This window comes from Streptomyces erythrochromogenes (assembly GCF_040684695.1).
Taxonomy (GTDB): Bacteria; Actinomycetota; Actinomycetes; order Streptomycetales; family Streptomycetaceae; genus Streptomyces; species Streptomyces erythrochromogenes_C.
In genome coordinates, this window is the sequence record NZ_JBFBGM010000009.1 from 58,236 (window position 1) to 77,398 (window position 19,163).

Annotated in this window: 21 protein-coding genes and 1 pseudogene; 10 read left to right on the top strand and 12 right to left on the bottom strand. The window is 71.6% G+C overall.

The features are described from left to right. Window positions 1-53: 53 nt before the first annotated feature. A complete protein-coding gene (groES, locus tag AB0O53_RS15935) occupies window positions 54-362 on the bottom strand; it encodes a co-chaperone GroES (protein WP_030011064.1) in 309 nt (102 codons plus the stop codon). A gap of 258 nt (window positions 363-620) precedes the next feature. Between groES and AB0O53_RS15940 the strand changes: the two genes are divergently transcribed. The 6 genes from AB0O53_RS15940 to AB0O53_RS15965 all read left to right on the top strand — a co-directional run bounded on the left by AB0O53_RS15940 (window position 621) and on the right by AB0O53_RS15965 (window position 7,068). Beyond that, complete coding sequence (locus AB0O53_RS15940; protein WP_350992785.1) at window positions 621-1,070, top strand: hypothetical protein; 450 nt, start codon at window positions 621-623, stop codon at window positions 1,068-1,070. A gap of 205 nt (window positions 1,071-1,275) precedes the next feature. After that, window positions 1,276-1,956 carry a response regulator transcription factor gene (locus AB0O53_RS15945; protein ID WP_350992787.1) on the top strand — a complete coding sequence of 227 codons (681 nt, stop codon included), beginning with the start codon at window positions 1,276-1,278 and terminating at the stop codon, window positions 1,954-1,956. 253 nt (window positions 1,957-2,209) lie between these two features. Next, entirely contained in the window at window positions 2,210-3,493 is a 1,284-nt protein-coding gene (locus AB0O53_RS15950) for a sensor histidine kinase (protein ID WP_365196094.1), read from the top strand. 91 nt (window positions 3,494-3,584) lie between these two features. After that, on the top strand, window positions 3,585-4,826 hold the full coding sequence (locus tag AB0O53_RS15955; RefSeq protein WP_350992790.1) for an LCP family protein: 1,242 nt from the start codon (window positions 3,585-3,587) through the stop codon (window positions 4,824-4,826). Next, complete coding sequence (locus AB0O53_RS15960; RefSeq protein WP_350992791.1) at window positions 4,814-6,208, top strand: FtsW/RodA/SpoVE family cell cycle protein; 1,395 nt, start codon at window positions 4,814-4,816, stop codon at window positions 6,206-6,208. The genes AB0O53_RS15955 and AB0O53_RS15960 overlap by 13 nt, the downstream gene beginning before the upstream one ends. A gap of 194 nt (window positions 6,209-6,402) precedes the next feature. Next, window positions 6,403-7,068: an HAD family hydrolase gene (locus tag AB0O53_RS15965; RefSeq protein WP_365196099.1), complete on the top strand. Its 666-nt coding sequence runs from the start codon at window positions 6,403-6,405 to the stop codon at window positions 7,066-7,068. Here AB0O53_RS15965 and AB0O53_RS15970 read toward each other — a convergent pair. Continuing rightward, window positions 7,049-8,275 carry an NsdA family TPR-like regulatory protein gene (locus AB0O53_RS15970; RefSeq protein ID WP_365196102.1) on the bottom strand — a complete coding sequence of 409 codons (1,227 nt, stop codon included), beginning with the start codon at window positions 8,273-8,275 and terminating at the stop codon, window positions 7,049-7,051. The genes AB0O53_RS15965 and AB0O53_RS15970 overlap by 20 nt on opposite strands. Before the next feature lie 343 nt (window positions 8,276-8,618). Here AB0O53_RS15970 and AB0O53_RS15975 point away from each other — a divergent pair, with 343 nt between their 5' ends. Next, entirely contained in the window at window positions 8,619-8,852 is a 234-nt protein-coding gene (locus AB0O53_RS15975; RefSeq protein WP_365196105.1) for a hypothetical protein, read from the top strand. On the opposite strand, the gene AB0O53_RS15980 is transcribed toward AB0O53_RS15975, so the two are convergent. Together AB0O53_RS15980 and AB0O53_RS15985 are read right to left on the bottom strand one after the other, a co-directional pair. Beyond that, complete coding sequence (locus AB0O53_RS15980; RefSeq protein ID WP_365196107.1) at window positions 8,762-9,421, bottom strand: hypothetical protein; 660 nt, start codon at window positions 9,419-9,421, stop codon at window positions 8,762-8,764. The two genes, AB0O53_RS15975 and AB0O53_RS15980, sit on opposite strands and share 91 nt — an antisense overlap. 42 nt (window positions 9,422-9,463) lie before the next feature. Then, entirely contained in the window at window positions 9,464-10,222 is a 759-nt protein-coding gene (locus AB0O53_RS15985) for a GntR family transcriptional regulator (RefSeq protein ID WP_350992802.1), read from the bottom strand. Window positions 10,223-10,420: 198 nt separating this feature from the next. On the opposite strand from AB0O53_RS15985, the pseudogene AB0O53_RS15990 reads away from it, so the two are divergent. Beyond that, window positions 10,421-10,624: pseudogene (locus tag AB0O53_RS15990) on the top strand (hypothetical protein); the annotation flags it as partial. 14 nt (window positions 10,625-10,638) lie between these two features. Here the strand turns inward: AB0O53_RS15990 and AB0O53_RS15995 are convergent. The 3 genes from AB0O53_RS15995 to AB0O53_RS16005 form a co-directional block, all read right to left on the bottom strand. Further along, the gene (locus AB0O53_RS15995) at window positions 10,639-10,980 is read right to left on the bottom strand and encodes a VOC family protein (RefSeq protein WP_365196110.1); all 342 of its coding nucleotides are present in this window, start codon (window positions 10,978-10,980) and stop codon (window positions 10,639-10,641) included. Between the two features lie 1,446 nt (window positions 10,981-12,426). Further along, window positions 12,427-13,293, bottom strand: a complete 867-nt coding sequence (locus tag AB0O53_RS16000) for a polysaccharide deacetylase family protein (RefSeq protein WP_403139366.1) — start codon at window positions 13,291-13,293, stop codon at window positions 12,427-12,429. 5 nt (window positions 13,294-13,298) lie between these two features. Beyond that, entirely contained in the window at window positions 13,299-14,255 is a 957-nt protein-coding gene (locus AB0O53_RS16005; RefSeq protein ID WP_359120775.1) for a polysaccharide deacetylase family protein, read from the bottom strand. Between the two features lie 107 nt (window positions 14,256-14,362). Here AB0O53_RS16005 and AB0O53_RS16010 point away from each other — a divergent pair, with 107 nt between their 5' ends. Further along, window positions 14,363-15,565 carry a class I SAM-dependent methyltransferase gene (locus tag AB0O53_RS16010; protein WP_365196114.1) on the top strand — a complete coding sequence of 401 codons (1,203 nt, stop codon included), beginning with the start codon at window positions 14,363-14,365 and terminating at the stop codon, window positions 15,563-15,565. A gap of 4 nt (window positions 15,566-15,569) precedes the next feature. Here AB0O53_RS16010 and AB0O53_RS16015 read toward each other — a convergent pair whose 3' ends face one another. From AB0O53_RS16015 to tsaB, 4 genes are read right to left on the bottom strand one after another with little or no spacing between them, the layout of a single operon-like run. After that, window positions 15,570-15,842, bottom strand: a complete 273-nt coding sequence (locus tag AB0O53_RS16015; RefSeq protein ID WP_030653717.1) for a hypothetical protein — start codon at window positions 15,840-15,842, stop codon at window positions 15,570-15,572. Beyond that, on the bottom strand, window positions 15,839-16,984 hold the full coding sequence (gene tsaD, locus AB0O53_RS16020) for a tRNA (adenosine(37)-N6)-threonylcarbamoyltransferase complex transferase subunit TsaD (RefSeq protein WP_350992811.1): 1,146 nt from the start codon (window positions 16,982-16,984) through the stop codon (window positions 15,839-15,841). The genes AB0O53_RS16015 and tsaD overlap by 4 nt, the downstream gene beginning before the upstream one ends. Next, on the bottom strand, window positions 16,977-17,456 hold the full coding sequence (gene rimI, locus AB0O53_RS16025; protein ID WP_030825893.1) for a ribosomal protein S18-alanine N-acetyltransferase: 480 nt from the start codon (window positions 17,454-17,456) through the stop codon (window positions 16,977-16,979). Before rimI ends, tsaD begins: the two co-directional genes overlap by 8 nt. A gap of 26 nt (window positions 17,457-17,482) precedes the next feature. Beyond that, window positions 17,483-18,145 (bottom strand): tRNA (adenosine(37)-N6)-threonylcarbamoyltransferase complex dimerization subunit type 1 TsaB, encoded by a 663-nt coding sequence (gene tsaB / locus AB0O53_RS16030; RefSeq protein WP_350992813.1) that lies wholly within the window; start codon window positions 18,143-18,145, stop codon window positions 17,483-17,485. Between the two features lie 141 nt (window positions 18,146-18,286). On the opposite strand from tsaB, the gene AB0O53_RS16035 reads away from it, so the two are divergent. Next, the gene (locus tag AB0O53_RS16035; RefSeq protein ID WP_350992815.1) at window positions 18,287-18,856 is read left to right on the top strand and encodes a hypothetical protein; all 570 of its coding nucleotides are present in this window, start codon (window positions 18,287-18,289) and stop codon (window positions 18,854-18,856) included. A 99-nt stretch (window positions 18,857-18,955) separates the two neighbouring features. Here the strand turns inward: AB0O53_RS16035 and AB0O53_RS16040 are convergent, their stop codons facing one another. After that, a complete protein-coding gene (locus AB0O53_RS16040) occupies window positions 18,956-19,144 on the bottom strand; it encodes a hypothetical protein (RefSeq protein WP_350992817.1) in 189 nt (62 codons plus the stop codon). Between the last annotated feature and the right edge of the window lie 19 nt (window positions 19,145-19,163).

Here is a 19,163-nt window from a genome sequence, read left to right on the forward strand (position 1 = left end):
GCAATCAGCGGGGTGACCAGGGGCGTAGCTCAAAGCAGTGCTGTGAAGCGAAATTACTTCTCGACGATCGCGAGCACGTCGCGAGCCGAGAGGACGAGGTACTCCTCGCCGCTGTACTTCACTTCGGTGCCGCCGTACTTGCTGTACAGCACGATGTCGCCGACGGTGACGTCCAGCGGGAGACGCTGGCCGTCCTCGAAGCGACCCGGACCGACCGCGAGGACGACGCCCTCCTGGGGCTTCTCCTTCGCGGTGTCCGGGATGACCAGGCCGGAGGCCGTGGTCTGCTCGGCGTCGAGCGGCTGGACCACGATGCGGTCCTCAAGCGGCTTGATGGCAACCTTGGAGCTGGCGGTCGTCACTGTCCGACCTCCCCCTTCGGAGATCCGGGGTTAACTGTCTGAGGTGGCGACCAGGTCGATCCGTCGTCGCGGGTGCCGGACCTGCCTGTCGCTGTGTTGGCACTCACCCGGGGTGAGTGCCAGGTGCGAGACTATTCCGGCGATTAGCACTCGGTCAAGCGGAGTGCCAATTCCCGACCTCCGGGCGTTGCGCGCGGCCCGATCCGGTCCCCGAAATCCCCTTACGCGCACGCGTTCGAGATCACTACTGTCCCGGACATGACCAGGACAAACTCCGGTGTGCGGTGGGTGCACGCCGTCCCGATCGCCATCGGGCTCGCCGTCGGGATCTGGATGTTCCACGCGGCCGTACCGCGGCTCATCACCCAGCTGACGGGAGTGGACGGCAGGTTCAGCGCCGAGCGGTGTGTGTGGGGCGAGCCGGATTCCGAAGGGGACCGCACGATGACGTGCGCGGGAACCTTCACCGCGGCCGACGGATCGTTCACCCTCCCCGGGATCGGGATCGACGGCGTCTTCGACGAGCGGCCGCAGGCGCCGGTCGCCGCCCGCGTCAGCGGGCCCGATGCCGACGGGGCCGTGCAGATGAGCATCCTCACCTCGCTGGCACCCATGGGCCTGGGCCTGACCGCCTTCGCCTTCCCGGCCTGGGCACTGACGGCAGCCACCCGCGACGCCCTGTCCCGCAGGCGCCACACGCCGGCATGACCCCCACCCGTTCGCCGCGGGTTCGCTGCGGGTTCGCTGCGCGGCTGGGCGGTGTCGGGGGGTGGGGCGGTGCCCCGCACGAGGGTCTCCTCGGCGGCGGCCCCGCTCCCCGCACCCGCCCGACCCCGCCCCGCCGAGCCGCCCGCAGGGCACCCCACAAGGCACCGGGTTCAGGGCGAGACGGGCGATATGTGACGCTTGAGCGGTGCGCATCCTCGTGGTCGAAGACGAAGTGAACCTCGCCGAGTCCCTGCGGCGCGGCCTGTCCGCGGACGGGCATCTGGTCGACGTCGCGCACGACGGCCACCGCGGCCTCGACCTCGCCCTCGCCGGCGGCCCGTACGACGTCGTCCTGCTCGACCTGATGCTCCCGGGTCCCGGCGGCCACGCCATCTGCACCCGGATGCGCTCCCACGGCGTCACCACCCCCGTGCTGATGCTCACCGCCAAGGACGGCGAGCACGACGAGGCCGAGGGGCTGGACGCCGGGGCCGACGACTACCTCACCAAGCCGTTCTCCTTCGTGGTCCTGGCCGCCCGGATCCGGGCGCTCGTCCGCCGCGCCGGAGCCTGCGACCCCGGCACCCTGCAGGCCGGCGACCTCGTCCTGGACCCGCGCGGCCGCCGCTGCCGCCGCGGCGACCGCGACATCGAGCTCACCGCCCGCGAACTCGGCGTGCTCGCCTGCCTGATGGAGCAGCCCGGCCGCGCCGTCGCCAAGCAGGACATCCTGGACGAGGTCTGGGACACCCCGCAGGACATCGACCCGAACATCGTCGAGGTGTACGTCTCCTCGCTGCGCAAGAAGATCGACGCCCCCTTCGGCCGCCGTTCGATCCTCACCGTCCACGGCACCGGCTACCGCATGGCCCCCGACGGTGGCTAGGTCGTCTCTTTTGGATCTTGTCGGCCGAGCCCGCGTTGTCCGGTGCCATGGGGTCTCCCCAGGCCCGCAGGGCCGAGGGGAAGCATCGCAAGGCGGAGGAGCTCCTCGTGTACTGGCCGTACTCGGGAGCCCCGACAACGCAGGGAGGTGCGGTGCCGGGCAGCGCGGGCCCGGCAAGATCCGAAAGAGACGACCTGGGCGGCGCAGGCCCGGCGGGATCCGCGCGGGCACCGCCGCGGCCGCCGCCCTCGCCATGGCCGCCGTGCTGGCCGCCGGCGGGCTGTGGCTGCACGCCCTGCTGCGGGCCAACCTCCTCGACAACACCACCGGCCGCACCGAACTCGCCGCGCTCAGGGCCGCCGCCCAGCTCGACGCCCGGACCCCGCCGCCCGGCGGACGGCTGCCCGCGCCCGAGAACGGGGTGGACCTGGTCCTCGTACGGGACGCCGCCGGCCGGACCGTCGCCGCGACCGGCGGCGACCCCCGGCACGCCCCCGACCTGGCCGGCGCGCCGCACCCCGGCCCCGGGGAGGACTCCCGCGCAGCCGTGCTCCCGCCCGCGCACCCCGGCGGGCACCGGCGCGCGGTGGTCGCCGTCGCCGCGCCCGGCGGGCAGACGGTGTACGCGATGACCGTGCTCGGCGACGTCGACGACGCGACCCGGGCCGTGGCCTTCGGACTGCTGGCGGGCGCTCCCCCGCTGATCGGCTTCGCCGCGGCCCTGGCTTGGTGGGTGACCGGCCGCGCGCTGCGCCCGGTGGATGCCATCCGCACCGAGCTGGCATCGGTGACCGCCACCGAGCTGGACCGGCGGGTCCCGGACCCCGGCGGGGCGGACGAGATCGCGCGCCTGGCCCGGACCGTCAACGCCACCCTCGATCGGCTGGAGCGCTCCGACGCCCGGCAGCGGCAGTTCACCGCGGACGCCTCGCACGAGCTGCGCAATCCGCTGGCGGCCGTCCGGTCCCGGCTGGAGGTGGCGCTGGCGGCGGACCGCCCCGATCGCGAGTCGGTCGCGGCCGCGCTGGCCGAAACCGAGCGGCTCCAGCGGATCGCGGCGGACCTGCTGCTGCTGGCCCGCCTCGACGGCGGGCCGCCGCCCCGGACAGAGCCGGTGGATCTGGCGCTGCTCGCCGCGGAGGACGTGGCCCGCCGGGGTGGCGCCCGGGTCGCGCTGCGGCTGGACGCGCGGGCGCCCGTACCGGCGGCCGGGGACGGGGCGCGGCTGGAGCGGGCGCTGGCCAACCTCGTGGACAACGCCCTGCGGCACGCGCGCTCGGAAGTGGCCGTGCGGGCGGCAGAGGAGGACGGCTGGGCGGTGCTGGAGGTCACGGACGACGGCCCGGGCATCCCGGACGCGGACCGGGACCGGGTCTTCGAGCGGTTCGTACGGCTGGACGCGGACCGCAGCCGGGCCGGCGGCGGCACCGGGCTCGGGCTGGCCATCGCCCGGGAGATCGCGCGGGCGCACGGGGGCGACGTACGCGCGCTGCCGGCGCCCGCCGGGGGCGCGCGGCTGGTACTGCGGATCCCCTGAACCGCCCCAGCGGCTGGTACTGCGGATCCCCTGAACGCCCCTTCAGGAACCTCAGGATTCCTTCAGCGGCCCTGCCCCAGCATCGACTGGCATGAGCGCGCACCGGAGGAAGACGACGAGCCGACGCCGCCCCCCGTCCCGCCGCCGGCGCCTGGTCCGCACGCTGCTGGTCACGGCCTGCGCGCTGGCGGTGATGGCGGGCGGGGGCGCCTGGTACCTGTACCGGGACCTGGCCGCCGGAATCGGCAGTTCCAAGGCCCTCGAAGGAGCCGAGAAGTCGAAGTTCGGCGACACGAACATCCTGCTCATCGGCCTGGACAGCCGCCGGGACCAGAACGGCGAGAAACTGCCGGAGGAGGTCCTCGACCAGCTGCACGCCGGCAGCTCGGACATCGGCGGCTACAACGCGAACACCCTGATCCTGCTGCACGTGCCGGGGGACGGCAGCCGGGCGAAGGCCTTCTCGGTGCCCCGCGACGACTTCGTCGACATACCCGGCCACGGCAAGGACAAGATCAAGAAGGCGTACGGGCTGGCGAAGGCGCGGAAGGAGGAGCAGCTCGCCGCGCAGGGGGTGAAGGACTCCCGGCAGCTGGAACGGGAGGGCCGGGAGGCGGGGCGGGCGGCCCAGATCGCGACGGTCCGCGCTTTCCTGGGGGTGCCGGTCGATCACTTCGCCGAGCTGAACCTGGCCGGTTTCTACCACCTCGCGGACGCGCTGGGCGGCGTACCGGTGTGCCTGAACAAGGCGGTCAAGGACCGGTACTCGGGCGCCGACTTCCCGGCGGGCCCGCAGACGCTCGACGGCCGGCAGTCGCTCGCCTTCGTGCGCCAGCGGCACGGGCTGGACGGCGGCGACCTGGACCGGACGAAGCGGCAGCAGGCCTTCCTCGCGGGTGCGACGAAGAAGCTGAACTCGGCCGGGACCTTCACCGACCCGGTGAAGCTGATCAAGCTGGTGGACGCGGCGAAGCAGGACGTGGTGACCGACCAGGGGTGGGACCTGCTCGCGTTCGTAAAGCAGGCGAAGAGCCTGTCGGGGGGCAGGGTGCAGTTCACGACACTCCCCGTCGAACGCTTCGGAAGGAACCTTGGGGAGGACATCAACGTCGTAGATGATATGAAGATAAAGCGCCTCATTGCAGAGCAGATCGGACCCAAGGCTTCCGCAAGCCCCGGCGCGCCGAGCGCCCGGGCGAGCGAGAGCGGCGCGCCCGGTTCGGCCGGCTCCGCACCGGGGGCGCGAGAGGCGTCACCCCCACCGACCCCGTCTCCTTCCCCGTCCACCCCGTCCACCCCCAAGGACGACGGCGGCATCCCGTGCGTGGACTGAGGCCCCTGACAGCGGCGGGCGCCCGCCGCCGCACCGAGGCGCTCCTCCTCGTCTTCGTCATCGCCATCGCCGTCTTCGGGCACGCCGCCGCGGGCCTCGCGATGAACGGCGCGCTCCCGCCCAACCTCGTCGACTTCACCATCTCCATGACGCTGCTGTCGCTGGTGGGGCACCTGGGCGTGCGCCGCTTCGCGGCCTACGCGGACCCGCTGGTCTTCCCGCTCGCCATGCTGCTGACCGGGCTGGGGCTGGTACTGATCCACCGGCTCGACCAGAGCTACATCGAGCGGTGGAACTCGGACGCCAACGCCCCGGGCCAGCTGCTGTGGACCGTGGTCGGCGTCGCCGCCTGCATCGCGGTCCTGGCGCTGCTGCGCGACCACCGGCTGCTCCAGCGGTTCATCTACATCACGATGGCGGTCGCGCTGGTCCTGCTGATCGCGCCGGCGTTCTTCGGCGCGGACACGTACGGCGCCAAACGGTGGATCATCCTCTTCGGCTTCTCGATCCAGCCCGGCGAGTTCGTGAAGATCATGATCGCGATCTTCTTCGCCGGATACCTGGTCATCCACCGCGACTCCCTCGCCCTGACGGGCCGCAAGTTCCTCGGCATGCGGCTGCCCCCGATGCGCCAGCTCGGACCCATCATCACGGTGTGGATCCTCTCGATGCTGGTGCTGGTCTTCGAGCGGGACCTGGGCACGTCGCTGATCTTCTTCGGCGTCTTCGTGGTGATGCTGTACGTGGCCACCGAGCGCACCAGCTGGATCGTGTGCGGCCTGCTCATGGCGTCGGCGGGCGCCTTCGTGGTCGGCTCGACGGAGCCCCACGTCAAGGCGCGCGTGGCGGCCTGGCTGAACCCGCTCTCCGTCTACTGGGAGACCCCTCCCCCGGGCGTCACCTCGGACCAGTCGGCGCAGGCGCTGTTCAGCTTCGGCACGGGCGGCATCTCCGGGACGGGCCTCGGCCTGGGACACCCCGAGCTGATCAAGTTCGCCGGCCGGAGCGACTTCATCCTCACCACGGTGGGCGAGGAACTCGGCCTGGCCGGAGTCATGGCCGTACTGATCCTCTACGCGCTCCTCGTGCAGCGCGGCCTGCGCATGGCACTCGGCGCCCGCGACCCCTTCGGCAAACTGCTGGCGGTGGGCCTGGCCTCGGCGCTGGCGCTCCAGGTCTTCGTGGTCGCCGGAGGCGTCACGGGCCTGATCCCCCTGACGGGCAAGGCCCTGCCCTTCCTGGCCAAGGGCGGCTCGTCCCTCCTGGCCAACTGGATCATGATCGCCCTCCTGCTCCGCATCAGCGACAGCGCGGAACGCCAACGCGAGGCGGACTCCCGCGGCCCGGCGGAAACGACGATCACCCCGGTGGTACGGGTGTAGGGGGTAAGTCCGGCTGGGGCGCGGCGGGAGCCGACGGGGCGGGAAGGGGGGGTGCGGCGGTGGCTTCGGCGGCGGGATGTCGGAGCAGCCCGGGAGTCGGTGACGTTCTGGGGGGATTTCCGCCGGTGCTTGGGCGCCGCTGCGCTTCCCTGGACGGCGTACGAGGTACGCACCGCTGTAACTAGGCTGACCGCATGACGATTCGCGCTGTGGTTTTCGACGTTGGCGAGTGCCTCGTGGACGAAACCAGGGAGTACGGCACATGGGCCGACTGGCTGGGAGTCCCCCGCCACACCTTCGCCGCGATGTTCGGCGCCGTCATCGCCCAAGGGCGCGACTACCGCGAAGTGTTCCAGCCCTTCAAGCCCGGCTTCGACCTGACGACCGAGCGGGAGGCCCGTGCTTCGGCAGGTCAGCCCGAACACTTCGACGAGAGCGACCTCTACCCTGACGTCCGGCCGGCCCTCGCGGCACTGCGCGAGGCAGGTCTCTGGCTGGGCATCGCAGGGAACCAGACGGTAAGGGCCGGGGGAATCCTGCGCTCACTGTTCGCCGACGACGTCGATCTCATCGGGACGTCGGACGACTGGGGCGCCAGCAAGCCGGATCCCGAGTTCTTCGTCCGCGTCGCAAAGGTCGTCCCGTTCTCCCCGGAAGAGATCCTCTACGTGGGTGACCGCGTCGACAACGACCTCCGCCCGGGTTCCGCGGCAGGCATGCACACCGCGCTCATCCGCCGCGGTCCGTGGGCAACGATCCAGTGGGACAGCCCTGAGGCGTTGGAACTGCCGACGTTCCGGGTCGAATCTCTTGAAGAGCTGCCGACCCGGATCGCCGACTTCAATTCGTCAGAGCGCTGACGACCGAACCCCATCCGTAGAGACGGTCGTCGAGTTCGCGGACGCAGCGCTCGTGCTGCCACGGTACGAGCGCGCGCCTCACATCACGGACGCGTTCCAGTCCGGTCGCGTACCAGTGCGCTTCGAGCAGATCGAGAGCCCGCAAGGCGTACTCGGCGGCGGCCTCCGGCTTGCCCGCGGCAGCTTCGACCGCCCCCAGGTCGCCGAGGATCACCGTGCGCTGCTTGTCGGATTCGGCAGGCAGCTCGGCCAGAGCACGGAGGAGGGTTTCCCGGGCTTGGGGCAGACGCCCCGCCTTGAGCTCGGTATTGCCCTTGAACGCGGCCAGTCTCACGGCCGAGAACCAGTCCATCCACTCCGGGCTCGCGTGCTCGCCTCCGCCGGCGAGCACGTCCTCGCCGTGGGCGATCAGGTTGAGCGCGGTCCGTGTGTTGCCACAGCGGGTCTCACATTCGGCCTCGACCGCGTCCAGCCAGGCCAGGAACTCTGCGGACGCCGGTACCCGGCGCGCGTAGGTACGGGCTGCGATCATCCTCTCCGATGCCGCGAGCTGGTCCCCTGACCATCCCGGCACGAACGCCATGTGTGCCAGGATCGCGCTGCCGAGGAGCGGGTCGTCGGCCTCCCCCGCTGCTTGCAGGCCCTGCACCCAGGTGTCTCGCGCGCGCTCGGGTGCGCGCTGGTCGAAGAACTCGATCCGCCCCGCGAGGAGATGGCTCTCCGCCAGGGCGGCGGCCAAGGTCCGGTGTGTCTGTCCGGCTGTCGCGGGGAGCAAGGCCTCCCCGAGTCCTGCATGGGCGACGACGGCCGGATGGAGCGTGGCGGGCGCAACGCTCCAGTAGAGCTGCCGGTGGGCACGAGTGACCGCGAGGTAGTCCGATGCGACGGTCGCGGGCTGCATGGTGGTCTGGGGCCGGACAGCGCCTCGGGCGGGCGGTGCCAGGCGCGTGGGCGAATGCCCGGGTGCGGTGGTTCCGGCACGCCCTTCGAAGCCGAGCTGGTCCATGCCCTGACCCAGGAGCTCTTGGAGCGCGCGGCGGGCTTCAGGGTAGGGCCAGGGAGGCGTTTCGGACTCCCACCGTTGCACCTGCTTGATACCGACGTTCACGCCTCTGCGGGCAAGGGCGTCGATGAGGTCTTGCTGGGACCGGTATCCGGCGGCCAAGCGAGCCGCGCGTAGACGCGCGTTGCCGGTAGGACGTGGCATCTCATCCTCCTTGTGAAAGCGGGATGGTGCCACTGTCCCAGGACGTCGCATCTGCTGCCCGTGATTCACCGCATCGAGCGCACAGAAGTCTCTTTATGCGACACCAGAAGTCCCCGAGAAGTCCTCGGCAAGCGACCTCTACGCGTCCAGTCTTGACTCATCACCCGCTGCCAACAGTAGGGAGCACCCGTGACGAGCCCCACCCCTCGCGGCGTTTGGAGCCTCGACATCCCGGACAGTCCGAGCCTCGACTTCGCCGCGGTATGCCGGCCCAGTCCCGAGCTCCTGGCCCGTGCACAGGCCGGCTTCGCGCGCTTCGACGCCGCCGGAGAGGTTGAGAGTGATGAGTGAGCGGTACGAGTACGTTCCGCACCTGCTCCTGGGGCGCCGTGTCCGCGACATCGCTTCCGGCGCCGAAGGCGAGTTGATGGCCGTGATCAACGAGAACGTCTCGGACACCGGCCTCGAATGCTGGATGGAGCTGGCCTACATCCGTGGTTCGTCCGGGCGGGAGTTCACCACGTCGGTCGGCAACGTCGTGGCGGCGGGCGCGGGGTGGGTCGCAGGGGAGCCGTAGCGTTCGGCCAGCAGTTGCTTGCGGTGGCGGCGGCGGCGGAAGGCCGTCACGAGGACGATGACGGCGCTGATGGTGATGCCGAGGACGGCGAGGACGACGGCCAGCAGGATCCAGCCGGCCAGCGTGACAAGGCCTCCGGGGTCGCCGATGGCGTACCTGGAAGGCACGTCGGTCGAACAGGTGATCCGATAGACGCCCGGCTGCGCCACCTCGATGGCGTGGAGCGGGTTCCAGGTCTCGTCACGGGTGAGGAAGAAGTCGATCCCCGGATCGGTGAGACGGGGGCCGCCCGGCCCGGTGATGCTGCACTTCGGACCTGACGGGCCGAACAGCTGGTCCCTGACCCAGATGGACTTCTCGCTGCCCGGTTCGAGCCGGAGGGTGATGGTGTCGCCGTTGGCGAACGCGTGGTCGGTGTCCACGGAGTCGATGGCGCTGTTGAAGCGGAATGCGCCGATGACCGCGCCCAGAACGATCAGCACGACGGCGATCGCGCCTGCTGTGGCGTACCAGTGACGGCTGGGCAGAAGTTCGTTCGCCGATATCCGCGGCGGTGGGATGGGATGCACCGGCACACCCTAGATCGTCCCGTCCGGCCGACGAGCCGCAGGTCAGGCGTCGAAGTCGTATTCCAGGACGTAGGAGGCGGAGTCCAGGGTCATCTCGTTGACCTCGACCGCTCGTCCGTCCTCGGCGAACGCGGTGCGGACGATGCGGATCACGGGCGTTCCCATCGTGAGGGCGAGCCGGTCGGCCTCCTCCGCGGAGGGCATCCGGGAGCGGATCTCCTCGCGGAAGTGGACGGGGCCGTGGCCCAGTTCGGCCAGCCGGGCGTACGTCCCGCCCGGGCCCGTCTCGTGCTGGGTGATGGGAGAACCGGCGACGACGTCCGACGGCAGGTACGAGGTCGCGAAGAGCACCGGCTTGCCGTCGAGCACGAAACGGCGTCTGCGCGCCCACACCGGGGCTCCCGGTGCGATGCCGAGCGCGTCGCAGACGCGGTCGTCCGCCTCTTCCTCTCGTACGTCGAGCTGGTCGACGACCAGCTCGCGGTCCTCGGAGTCCGTCGACCAGATCGAGCGGCCCGAACCCCACTGTTCCTGCGCCAGCCGCTGGAGACCGCGCCGCCGCAGGGGTCTGAACGCCCGGACGAAGACCCCGGCGCCCTTCCGCGCCTCGGCGAGGCCTTCGTTCTGGAGGACGCCGAGGGCCTGGCGGGCGGTCATCCGGGCTACCTCGTACGCGGCCATGAGGTCGTTTTCACCGGGCAGCCGGTCACCCGGACCGTACTCGCCGGCCTGGATGGACTTCCTCAGCGCGTCGGCGATCCGCTGGTACTTCGGCTGCCGAGTAGCGCCCTGGCTGGTCATGAAAACGATCACTCCCTTTCCTCTCTAGACACCCTAGGGCGAGAGATGGGCCGCCGCACGCATCAGCCCGGGAGCCCATTCGGGCGTAGTTCTCTAGAGATGCATTGCGAACGGAAGGCGGATCGGATGTAGTGGGAATGTCTCTAGAGAGGCTGCCGTTGAAGGGGTGGTCCGCATGCCTCAGCACCGTGATGTCCGGTGAGTGAGCAGTACGAGTACGTGCCGCACCGGCTCCTGCATCGACGCGTCCGCGACATCGCATCGGGCGTCGAGGGTGAACTGATGGCCGTGATCAACGAGAACGTCTCGGACGCCCCCACCGAGCACTGGGTGGAGCTCGCCTACATCCGCGGAGCGTCCGGACTGGAGTTCACCACTTCGGCCGCCAACGTCGAGGCCGCGGACTGAGCCCCGGGTCACGGGCCGACGTACTCGAAGACACCCCCGTGGGGGTGCCGCAGGACGGCCCGGTGGCCGTTCGGGGTTGGCTGGACGGGCACCACGACCTCGGCTCCCGCCGCCCCGGCCTCCTCGACCGCGAGGTCGAGGTCCGCGACGACGAGCGTCGCCGCCACGCCCGCGACGCGCTGCACCGCCTCGTCGGGCCCGGCGAACAGCAGGAACGGCCCGACGGCCGCCAGACTGACGCCGGCGAAGGCGAACCGCGAGGCGGTCGCTCCGGTCAGCTTCTCGTAGAAGGGCACAGCCGCGTCCAGATCCTCGACGTGCTGCCGTACAACCACTGAATCGATGGCCATGGCCGCCATCATCGCTCAACGCGCTTTTGTGGGGCGCCAGTTGCCGTGATTGGTCGCCACCACGATCCGGCCGGGCGCCCTGATGAGGCGGGGCGGGGCGGAGGGCGGGGCAGGACCACGGGCAAGGCTCGGCGGGGCGGGACGGGGGCGGAAGGCGCGGGGCGGTGAGGGGGCGACAGCCGCCGGGGCGGGGGGCGGGATGCGCGGGGTGGTGTCGGTGGGCGGCAGCCAGCGGGGCAGGGACGGAAGGCGCGGGGCGGTGAGGGGAGCGGGATGCTCTCGGGCGGGGGTCAGAGTTGTTCTGGGGGTTTTTCCGTCTGTCCGATGGTTTTCCGGGTCGTGCCGGTCCCTCAAGGGCGCTCCTGCGTCGCGTCGCGTTGCGATGGCCTTCGGCCACCCTTGACCGCCCGTCCCGCCCCGGAACTACGAAGGACCGGCGGAAAACCCCAAAAGAACGAGCCGGGCGACGAGAGACCATCGGGGCGGTGTCCAGCACGAGCAAAGCCAGGCACGCCCCACATCGCTACGCGCTCCTGCCTGACGGCGTCCGCGAGCCTCATGGGCTGGGCATAGGCCGCCATCGATCGCTACGCGCTCCTCGATCACGCGTCCGCAGCCCGTCCGGGGCCGCTTATAAGCCGAAGAGGCCCGATGACCTGCTCATGGGCGGCGTCTGCGAGCGGATCGGGGGAGGAAAAGCACCGGATGACGGCTGAGGCGAACCCCATCCATGTCTGCGCGAGTGCAAGCCTCGGAGAGTCGTCGATTTGCACCAATTGCCCATCTTTGGATGGGCGGTTGAGAAGTCACCCCGGCGTTGTCGGGGGTTGAGATCGGCTGGGCCGATGGATCGCCCTCCCGCCCCTCGAATCCGCCCCTCCCAACCCCAAACGACCGCCGGACGCGGTCAGGGCGAAGCGCGTAGCGATCTAGGGCGGCCTATGCCCAGCCCAGGAGGTCTGCGGACGCCTCCGGACAGGAGCGCGTAGCGATTTGGTGCGCTCCGGGCTCTGCCCGGGCAGCGCCGACACCGCGTCCCTGAACCTGAGACCGGCTCGTTCTTTTGGGGTTTTCCGCCGGTCCTTGCAGTTCCGGGGCGGGACGGGCGGTCAAGGGTGGCCGAAGGCCATCGCAACGCGACGCGACGCAGGAGCGCCCTTGAGGGACCGGCACGACCCGGAAAACCATCGGACAGACGGAAAAACCCCCAGAACGTCACTGACTCCCGCCCGAGCGCATCCCGCCCCCACACCACCCCGCGCGCTTTCCGCCCCGCTTCGCCGAGACTCCCCTGCCCCGCACCACCGCCGCGCCTCGGCACCCCCGCCCCGCCGGCTTCCGCCGTGCCCCGACCCCGCCCCGCCCTGGGGGCGGGTGGGCAGCCACCGGCCCGGGGGCCGGGGCCGCGGGGTGAAGGCCCCGGGTGCGCGGGGGCTCGTACCGGCCCTACAGGTAGTCCTCCAGCCGCCCGATCTTGTAGCCCTGTTCCTGGATGCGCTGGAGCATGCGGGTCGTCATCTGGATCTCCGTCGCGCCCTTGAGTTCGGACGGGCCGCGGAAGTGGGCCAGGACGATGTCACCGGGCTGGAGGGCGGAGCCCTGGGCGTACTGGAAGTTGTTGATCTGCATCGACACCCGCCACAGGAGGATCGAGGAGACACCGCACTCCGAGGCCGCCCGGAGGGTGTCGTCGTTGTAGTTGCCGAAGGGCGGGCGGAAGAGCGGCGGGCGCTGGCCGAAGCGCTTCTCCAGCTTGTCCTGCTGGCCGCATATCTCCTTCTTCTGCGCCTCGAAGGAGAGGGTCCGCAGGTTCGGGTGGGTCAGCGTGTGGTTGTTCACCGTGCTCGCCGAGCCGTTGTCGCGGAGCTTCTCGAAGTGTCCGTAGTCCGACGAGGCCACGCTGTCCGTGAGGAACATGCTGATCGGCAGCTTGAGGTCGGCGGCCATCTTGAGGAACTCGGGGTCCTTCTCCGCGCCGTCGTCGAAGGTCAGGAAGACGACCTTGTCCTCGGCGGGCAGGGGTATTCGGTCTATCACCGGGACCTTGCCCGGGGCCGCCTTCGGGAGCTGCGGCTTCCGGGCGGGCTTCGGCGCGTACTGGACGGGGGCCGTCAGGCCCCACTTCTTGTACGCCTCGTCGCCCGCGCCTCCCGGCGCGGGCGGGGCCACGGGCGCCGACGCGGACGGCGTCTGCGACGGCTCCTGCGTCGTCTTGCGGCCCAGTCGTTCGATGGGTTCCACGCTCTCCCCGCACCCCGTCAGGGAGAGCGCGAGCGCGCCGGCCGCCAGCGTTCCGGCTACCAACCGGCGCACGTACCTCACAAGTAGTCCTCCAGGCGAGCCACGGCGTATCCCTTGTCCGTGACGGTCTTCATGACATGACGGATCATGTCAGGCATCGTGCCCTTCCAGTCCTCCTTGCCCCGGAAGTGCGTGAGGATGATGTCACCGGGGTGCAGGTCACGGTCCCACTCGCGGTAGTCCATGCGGTTGGTGAACGCCTCGGCGTTCCACAGCGGGACCGCCTTGATGCCGCAGGACTTCGCGGCCTTGAGGGTGTCGTCGTTGTAGTTGCCGTACGGCGGCCGGAAGAGGGTCGGCCGCTTGCCGAACGTCTTCTGGATGGTGTCCTGCTGGCCGCAGATCTCCTCGCGCTGCTGCTCGTACGACAGCCCCGGCATGTAGCGGTGGTTGAGGGTGTGGTTGTTGAGGGTGACGCCTGCGGCCTGCATCTGCTTGAAGTACGGGTAGTTGTCCTTCACCAGGTAGTCGCTGAGGAAGGCCGTGTACGGGATCTTCAGCTCCTGCATCATCTTCAGGAACTCGGGGTCCTTCTCCGAGCCGTCGTCGATGGTCAGGAAGACGACCTTGTCCTCGGTGGGGACGGTGGTGAAGACCGGGGGCAGTTCGTCCTCTTCGTGGTTCCACACCTCGAAGCCGTCGCGCGTGCTGATGTGGGGCTTCTCCTTCGGCGCCGCGGGGGCGGCGAGCGGAACCTTGCGCAGGCCCCACTTCTTCGCCGCGGCGACGCGCGCCTGCTGCAGCGCCTTGGCCTTCTCGGCGGCGCTGAGCGCGCCCGGGGCGCCCGCCTCCGAGCCTCCCGCGGCCTTCGACTTCTCGGCCTTGTCCGGGGCGCCCGACTGCCCCGAGCCGCACGCGGTGCCGAGGGCGGCTACCAGCAGGGCGGCCACGGCCACCCCGAACCGGCGGCGCGGACCCGCCGCACGCCGGTGACCCAGTTGCGTCTTATCTTCCCTTTGTCCGACTAGCTGCATAGCAGCGCATCCTGGCATCCGACACGCGGGCTTCCGGGACGACACCGCGCACCGGGCCGCGACGTTCCTCCGACCGGCCCACACACCCCGTCGCCGACAATGGACCCGTGACCCCCGAAGACTTCGCCGCGCTCCTCACCCCCGAGGGCCGTGCCCTCCTCGACTCGCTCCGCGACTACGACCCCGCCCACGAGCTGGCCGTCGCCACCCGGCTGCGCCGCGAGCACCCCGCCGGGCTGGTCTCCGCGGCCCTCGGGCAGGCCCGGCTGCGACAGCGCGCGGTGGCTAAGTTCGGGGTCGAGGACGCCTTCCGGATGTACTTCACCCCCGGCGGCGGCGAGATGGCCACCCGCGCGTCCGTGGCCTCCTACCGGGCGGAACGGCTCGCGGCCCTCGGCGTGCGCAGCCTGGCGGACCTGTGCTGCGGCATCGGCGGGGACGCGCTCGCCCTGGCCCGGCTCGGCATCCGGGTGCTCGCGGTGGACCACGACCCGCTGACGGCCGCCGTCGCACGCGCCAACGCCGAGGCGCTGGGTCTCGCGGACCTGATCGAGGTCCGGGAGGCGGACGTGACGGAGGTGGACACCTCGGGCTACGACGCGGTCTTCATCGACCCGGCCCGGCGCGGGGGCCGCGGGCGGATCTTCGACCCGGAGTCCTACTCGCCGCCGCTGTCGTGGGCCGTGGCGACGGCCCGTGCGGCGAAGTACGCGGCCATCAAGATCGCACCCGGGATCCCGCACGAGGCGGTCCCGGCGGAGGCCGAGGCCGAGTGGATCTCCGACCAGGGGGACGTCAAGGAGGCCGTGCTCTGGTTCGGCACCGCCCCCGGGACCGTGCGCGCCACCCTGCTCCCCGGGCCGCGCGAGCTGCACACCGCCGATCCGCTGCCGGACCCGGAGGCCGGGCCGGTGGGCCGCTGGCTGTACGAGCCGGACGGCGCCGTGATCCGGGCCCATCTGGTCGCCGAGGTCGCCGAGCGGCTGGACGGCCGGCTCATCGACCCGACCATCGCCTACATCACCGCGGACGAGCTGCGGGCGACGCCGTACGCGACCGCGTACGAGATCACCGACGTGCTGCCCTTCGGCCTGAAGAAGCTGAAGGCCCTGCTGCGCGAGCGCGGGGTCGGGATCCTGACCGTGAAGAAGCGCGGTTCGGCGATCGAGCCCGAGGAGCTGCGCAAGAAGGTCAAGCCGCAGGGCCCGAACTCGGCGACCGTCTTCCTGACCCGGGTGGCGGGCGCCCCCTCGATGCTGATCGGCGCACCCGCGCCGACCGTACCGCCTGCGGCGACGCCCGGCCGGTGAGGAGCTAGCCCCCGTCGACCTCCACCGACTCGAACCGCCAGCGGTGCACCGCGCGCGTGATCAGGTCGGCGGCGGGCTCGGGCAGCTCGGGGAGGTCCGCCGCGACTCCCTCGGCCGCCTCCCACCAGGTGATGACCAGGACCCGGTCCTGCGGGGCCCGGAACACCTCGCGGCGTACCGGGTCCCGGGCGAGGACCTGGGCGCGGGCCCACTCCAGCAGCTCGTTGCCCCGGCCGTCGGCGGCCCGGGCCTCCCACATCAGCGCGACGGTGCTCACGAGTAGAGGTTGTCCTTGCTCAGCTCGTGCACGTGGTCGTGGTCGTGCCCGTGACCGTGCGTGTGGCCGTTCCCGTGCGCGCGGCCGTGCGTGTGGGACGTCCCCGGCACGTGCGGGTCCGTGACCGGCAGCGAGGAGTCCGCCGACAGGTCCCAGTCCGAGGCCGGGCGGTTCCGCTTGACCATCTCGGCGCCGAGCGCGGCCACCATCGCCCCGTTGTCCGTGCACAGCTTGGGCCGCGGCACGCGCAGGGTGATGCCCGCGGCGTCGCAGCGCTCCTGGGCGAGCGAGCGCAGCCGGGAGTTGGCCGCCACGCCGCCGCCGATCATCAGGTGGTCGACGCCCTCGTCCTTGCACGCCCGGATCGCCTTGCGCGTCAGGACGTCCACCACGGCCTCCTGGAAGGACGCGGCCACGTCGCGCACCGGCACCTCCTCGCCCGCGTTCCGCTTCGCCTCGATCCAGCGGGCGACGGCCGTCTTCAGGCCGGAGAAGGAGAAGTCGTACGCGGGGTCGCGCGAGCCCGTCAGGCCGCGCGGGAAGTTGATCGCCTTGGGGTCGCCCTCCTTCGCGAGCCGGTCGATGACCGGGCCGCCGGGGAAGCCCAGCTGGAGCACGCGCGCGATCTTGTCGAAGGCCTCGCCCGCGGCGTCGTCGATGGTCGCGCCGAGCGGCCGTACGTCGGAGGTGATGTCGGGGGCCAGCAGCAGCGAGGAGTGCCCGCCGGACACCAGGAGCGCCATGGTCGGCTCGGGCAGCGGGCCGTGCTCCAGCTGGTCGACGCAGATGTGCGAGGCCAGGTGGTTGACGCCGTAGAGGGGCTTGCCCAGGGCGTAGGCGTAGGCCTTGGCGGCGGAGGTGCCCACCAGCAGCGCCCCGGCGAGGCCGGGGCCGGCCGTGACCGCGATGCCGTCGAGGTCGCGGGCGCTGACGCCGGCCTCCTTCAGGGCGCGTTCGATGGTGGGGACCATCGCCTCCAGGTGGGCCCGCGAGGCCACCTCGGGCACGACGCCGCCGAAGCGGGCGTGCTCGTCGACGCTCGACGCGATCGCGTCCGCGAGGAGGGTGGTGCCGCGGACGACGCCGACGCCGGTCTCGTCGCAGGACGTCTCGATGCCGAGGACGAGCGGTTCGTCAGCCATTGCTCTCACTGCTCTCAGTTCGTGCTTGTGCGGGGTCGGTCAGGCGCATGACGAGCGCGTCGACGTTGCCCGGCTGGTAGTAGCCGCGCCGGAAGCCGATGGGCTCGAAGCCGAAGCGCTCGTAGAGCTTCTGGGCGCGCGTGTTGTCCACGCGCACCTCCAGCAGCACCTCGGCGCATTCGAACGCGGTGGCGGCGCGCAGCAGGTCGGTCAGGAGCCGGGCGCCGAGCCCGGTCCCCCACTGGTCGCGGGCGGCCGCGATGGTCTGTACGTCGGCCAGGTCGCCGGCGGCGGCCAGTCCGGCGTAGCCGACGAGGCGGCCGTCGGGCGTCTCGGCGACGACGTAGCGGCGGGTGGCCTGCGGGCCGCGCGCGTGGGCCAGTTCGGACCAGAACATCCCGGCGGACCAGGCGTCCTCCGGGAAGAGGTCGTGCTCCAGTTCCAGCACCGGTGCGATGTCCCACCAGCGCATCTCGCGCAGAACCGTCTCGGCCGCGGTCACTGCGGGGTGACCACCTTGTAGTTCTTGGGCACCTGGGCGTCGGGGCGGCGCAGGTAGAGCGGGGTCGGGGGGAGGAACTCCGCGCCCGCGGCGAGCCGTTCGGCCGCGAGGGAGGCCAGTGCGGCGGCCGACTGGTGCTCGGGGCCCCGTGCGTCCGGGAACACCTCGGGGTACAGGTGTGCGCCCTGGCCGACCGCGGGCAGGCCGGCGACCTGCTCGGCGATGTCGGCGGGGCGGTCCACGGAGGGCTCGCCGACGCGCGTGCGCGGGTCCTCGTAGCGCGCCCAGTAGACCTCCTTGCGCCGCGCGTCGGTGGCGACGGTGAAGGGGCCCTCGATCCCGGCGGTGCCCGCGGCGTACGCGAGTCCGTCGAGCGTGCACAGGCCGTGGACGGGCACGCCCAGTACGGCGGCGAAGGTGGAGGCGGTGACGAGGCCGACGCGCAGTCCGGTGTAGGGGCCGGGTCCGACGCCGACGACGATGCCGGTGACGGCGTCGAGCTTCAGGCCCGCCTCGGCGAGGACGCGGTCCACGGAGGGGATCAGCAGCTCCCCGTGGCGGCGGGCGTCGACCTGGCCGGACTCGGCGAGGACGGACTCGCCGTCGTGCAGGGCGACGGTGACGGCGGGCGTGGCGGTATCCAGAGCAAGCAAGAGCACGCGAACAGCCTACGACTCCGGCGGCCGGACCCCTTGCGCCCCGTCGTGGAGCGGGGCGGCTGCTACCTTTCGACCGAGGGATCATCGAGGGATCGCCGAGGGATCACCGGGGATCACGTCAGCGCGGAGAGGTGGAGCAAGGTGGCACGCAGCAGCTCGGGAATCGTGGCCGGGCTCACCGCCGCGGCGATCGCAGCCGTCGGCTTCCTCGGCTACCAGGCCTCCGCGACCGCGCCGGCGCATCCCCCGCAGGCGGCCGCGCAGGAGCCGGCGCCGGCGGCGAGCCCGGCGGCCGCGGGCAAGCAGGACCCCGCGAAGCCGGTGCCCGTGCCGGAAGGTTCCGGCACCGGTGTGCGCGTCGTGTACTCGGTGGGGCAGAAGCGGGTGTGGCTGGTGGGGGACGCCGCGCAGCAGCCGCAGCAGCCGAGGTCGTTCACGGTGATGCCGAGCACGGTGCACCCGAAGCCGGGCACCTACCTCGTCGGTTCGCGCTCGGGCTCGGTCACGGGCTCGGACGGGGTGCCGATCGAGCACGTGGTCCGGTTCGCCACCCAGGAGGGCGTGGCGGTCGGTTTCAGCGCCCGTGTGGACGGCTCGACCCCGGAGCCCGACCCGAACAAGAAGACCGGCGGCATCCGTATGACGCGTGCCGACGGCGACGCGATGTGGGCCTTCGCGACGATCAGTTCCAAGGTCGTCGTCGTTCCCTGACGGGACGCGCTTCCTTCACCCGTACGGGTGACCGGCTCACGGGGCGACACCCCGGGCCGTGACGCCCGGGACGGGCCCCACGGCCCCGCTCGGGCCCTTTCAGGCCGCTTCGGACTCCGGAGCGGCCTGTTCGCGTACGCCGGCCTCCGGCTCGCCCCCGCGCGGCAGGCGTTCCTCGCGCGAGGGCGGCGTCGAGACGGCGTTGGCGGCCATGCCGGCGGCCAGCAGCGCGTGCATGGGGACAGCGGACGGGCGGGGGTGGCGCTGTGCTCCTGCTGGTGCCGACATGGCTGCCTCCTGGACCCCG

What these genes read in the sequence shown, in the direction of transcription:
- AB0O53_RS15940 (WP_350992785.1), top strand. Translation starts at nt 621, where the DNA reads ATGACCAGGACAAACTCCGGTGTGCGGTGGGTGCACGCCGTCCCGATC.
- AB0O53_RS15950 (WP_365196094.1), top strand. Translation starts at nt 2,210, where the DNA reads ATGGCCGCCGTGCTGGCCGCCGGCGGGCTGTGGCTGCACGCCCTGCTG.
- AB0O53_RS15955 (WP_350992790.1), top strand. Translation starts at nt 3,585, where the DNA reads ATGAGCGCGCACCGGAGGAAGACGACGAGCCGACGCCGCCCCCCGTCC.
- AB0O53_RS15965 (WP_365196099.1), top strand. Translation starts at nt 6,403, where the DNA reads ATGACGATTCGCGCTGTGGTTTTCGACGTTGGCGAGTGCCTCGTGGAC.
- AB0O53_RS15970 (WP_365196102.1), bottom strand. Translation starts at nt 8,275, where the DNA reads ATGCCACGTCCTACCGGCAACGCGCGTCTACGCGCGGCTCGCTTGGCC.
- AB0O53_RS15975 (WP_365196105.1), top strand. Translation starts at nt 8,619, where the DNA reads ATGAGTGAGCGGTACGAGTACGTTCCGCACCTGCTCCTGGGGCGCCGT.
- AB0O53_RS15985 (WP_350992802.1), bottom strand. Translation starts at nt 10,222, where the DNA reads ATGACCAGCCAGGGCGCTACTCGGCAGCCGAAGTACCAGCGGATCGCC.
- AB0O53_RS15995 (WP_365196110.1), bottom strand. Translation starts at nt 10,980, where the DNA reads ATGGCCATCGATTCAGTGGTTGTACGGCAGCACGTCGAGGATCTGGAC.
- AB0O53_RS16005 (WP_359120775.1), bottom strand. Translation starts at nt 14,255, where the DNA reads ATGCAGCTAGTCGGACAAAGGGAAGATAAGACGCAACTGGGTCACCGG.
- tsaD (WP_350992811.1), bottom strand. Translation starts at nt 16,984, where the DNA reads ATGGCTGACGAACCGCTCGTCCTCGGCATCGAGACGTCCTGCGACGAG.
- rimI (WP_030825893.1), bottom strand. Translation starts at nt 17,456, where the DNA reads ATGCGCTGGTGGGACATCGCACCGGTGCTGGAACTGGAGCACGACCTC.
- AB0O53_RS16040 (WP_350992817.1), bottom strand. Translation starts at nt 19,144, where the DNA reads ATGTCGGCACCAGCAGGAGCACAGCGCCACCCCCGCCCGTCCGCTGTC.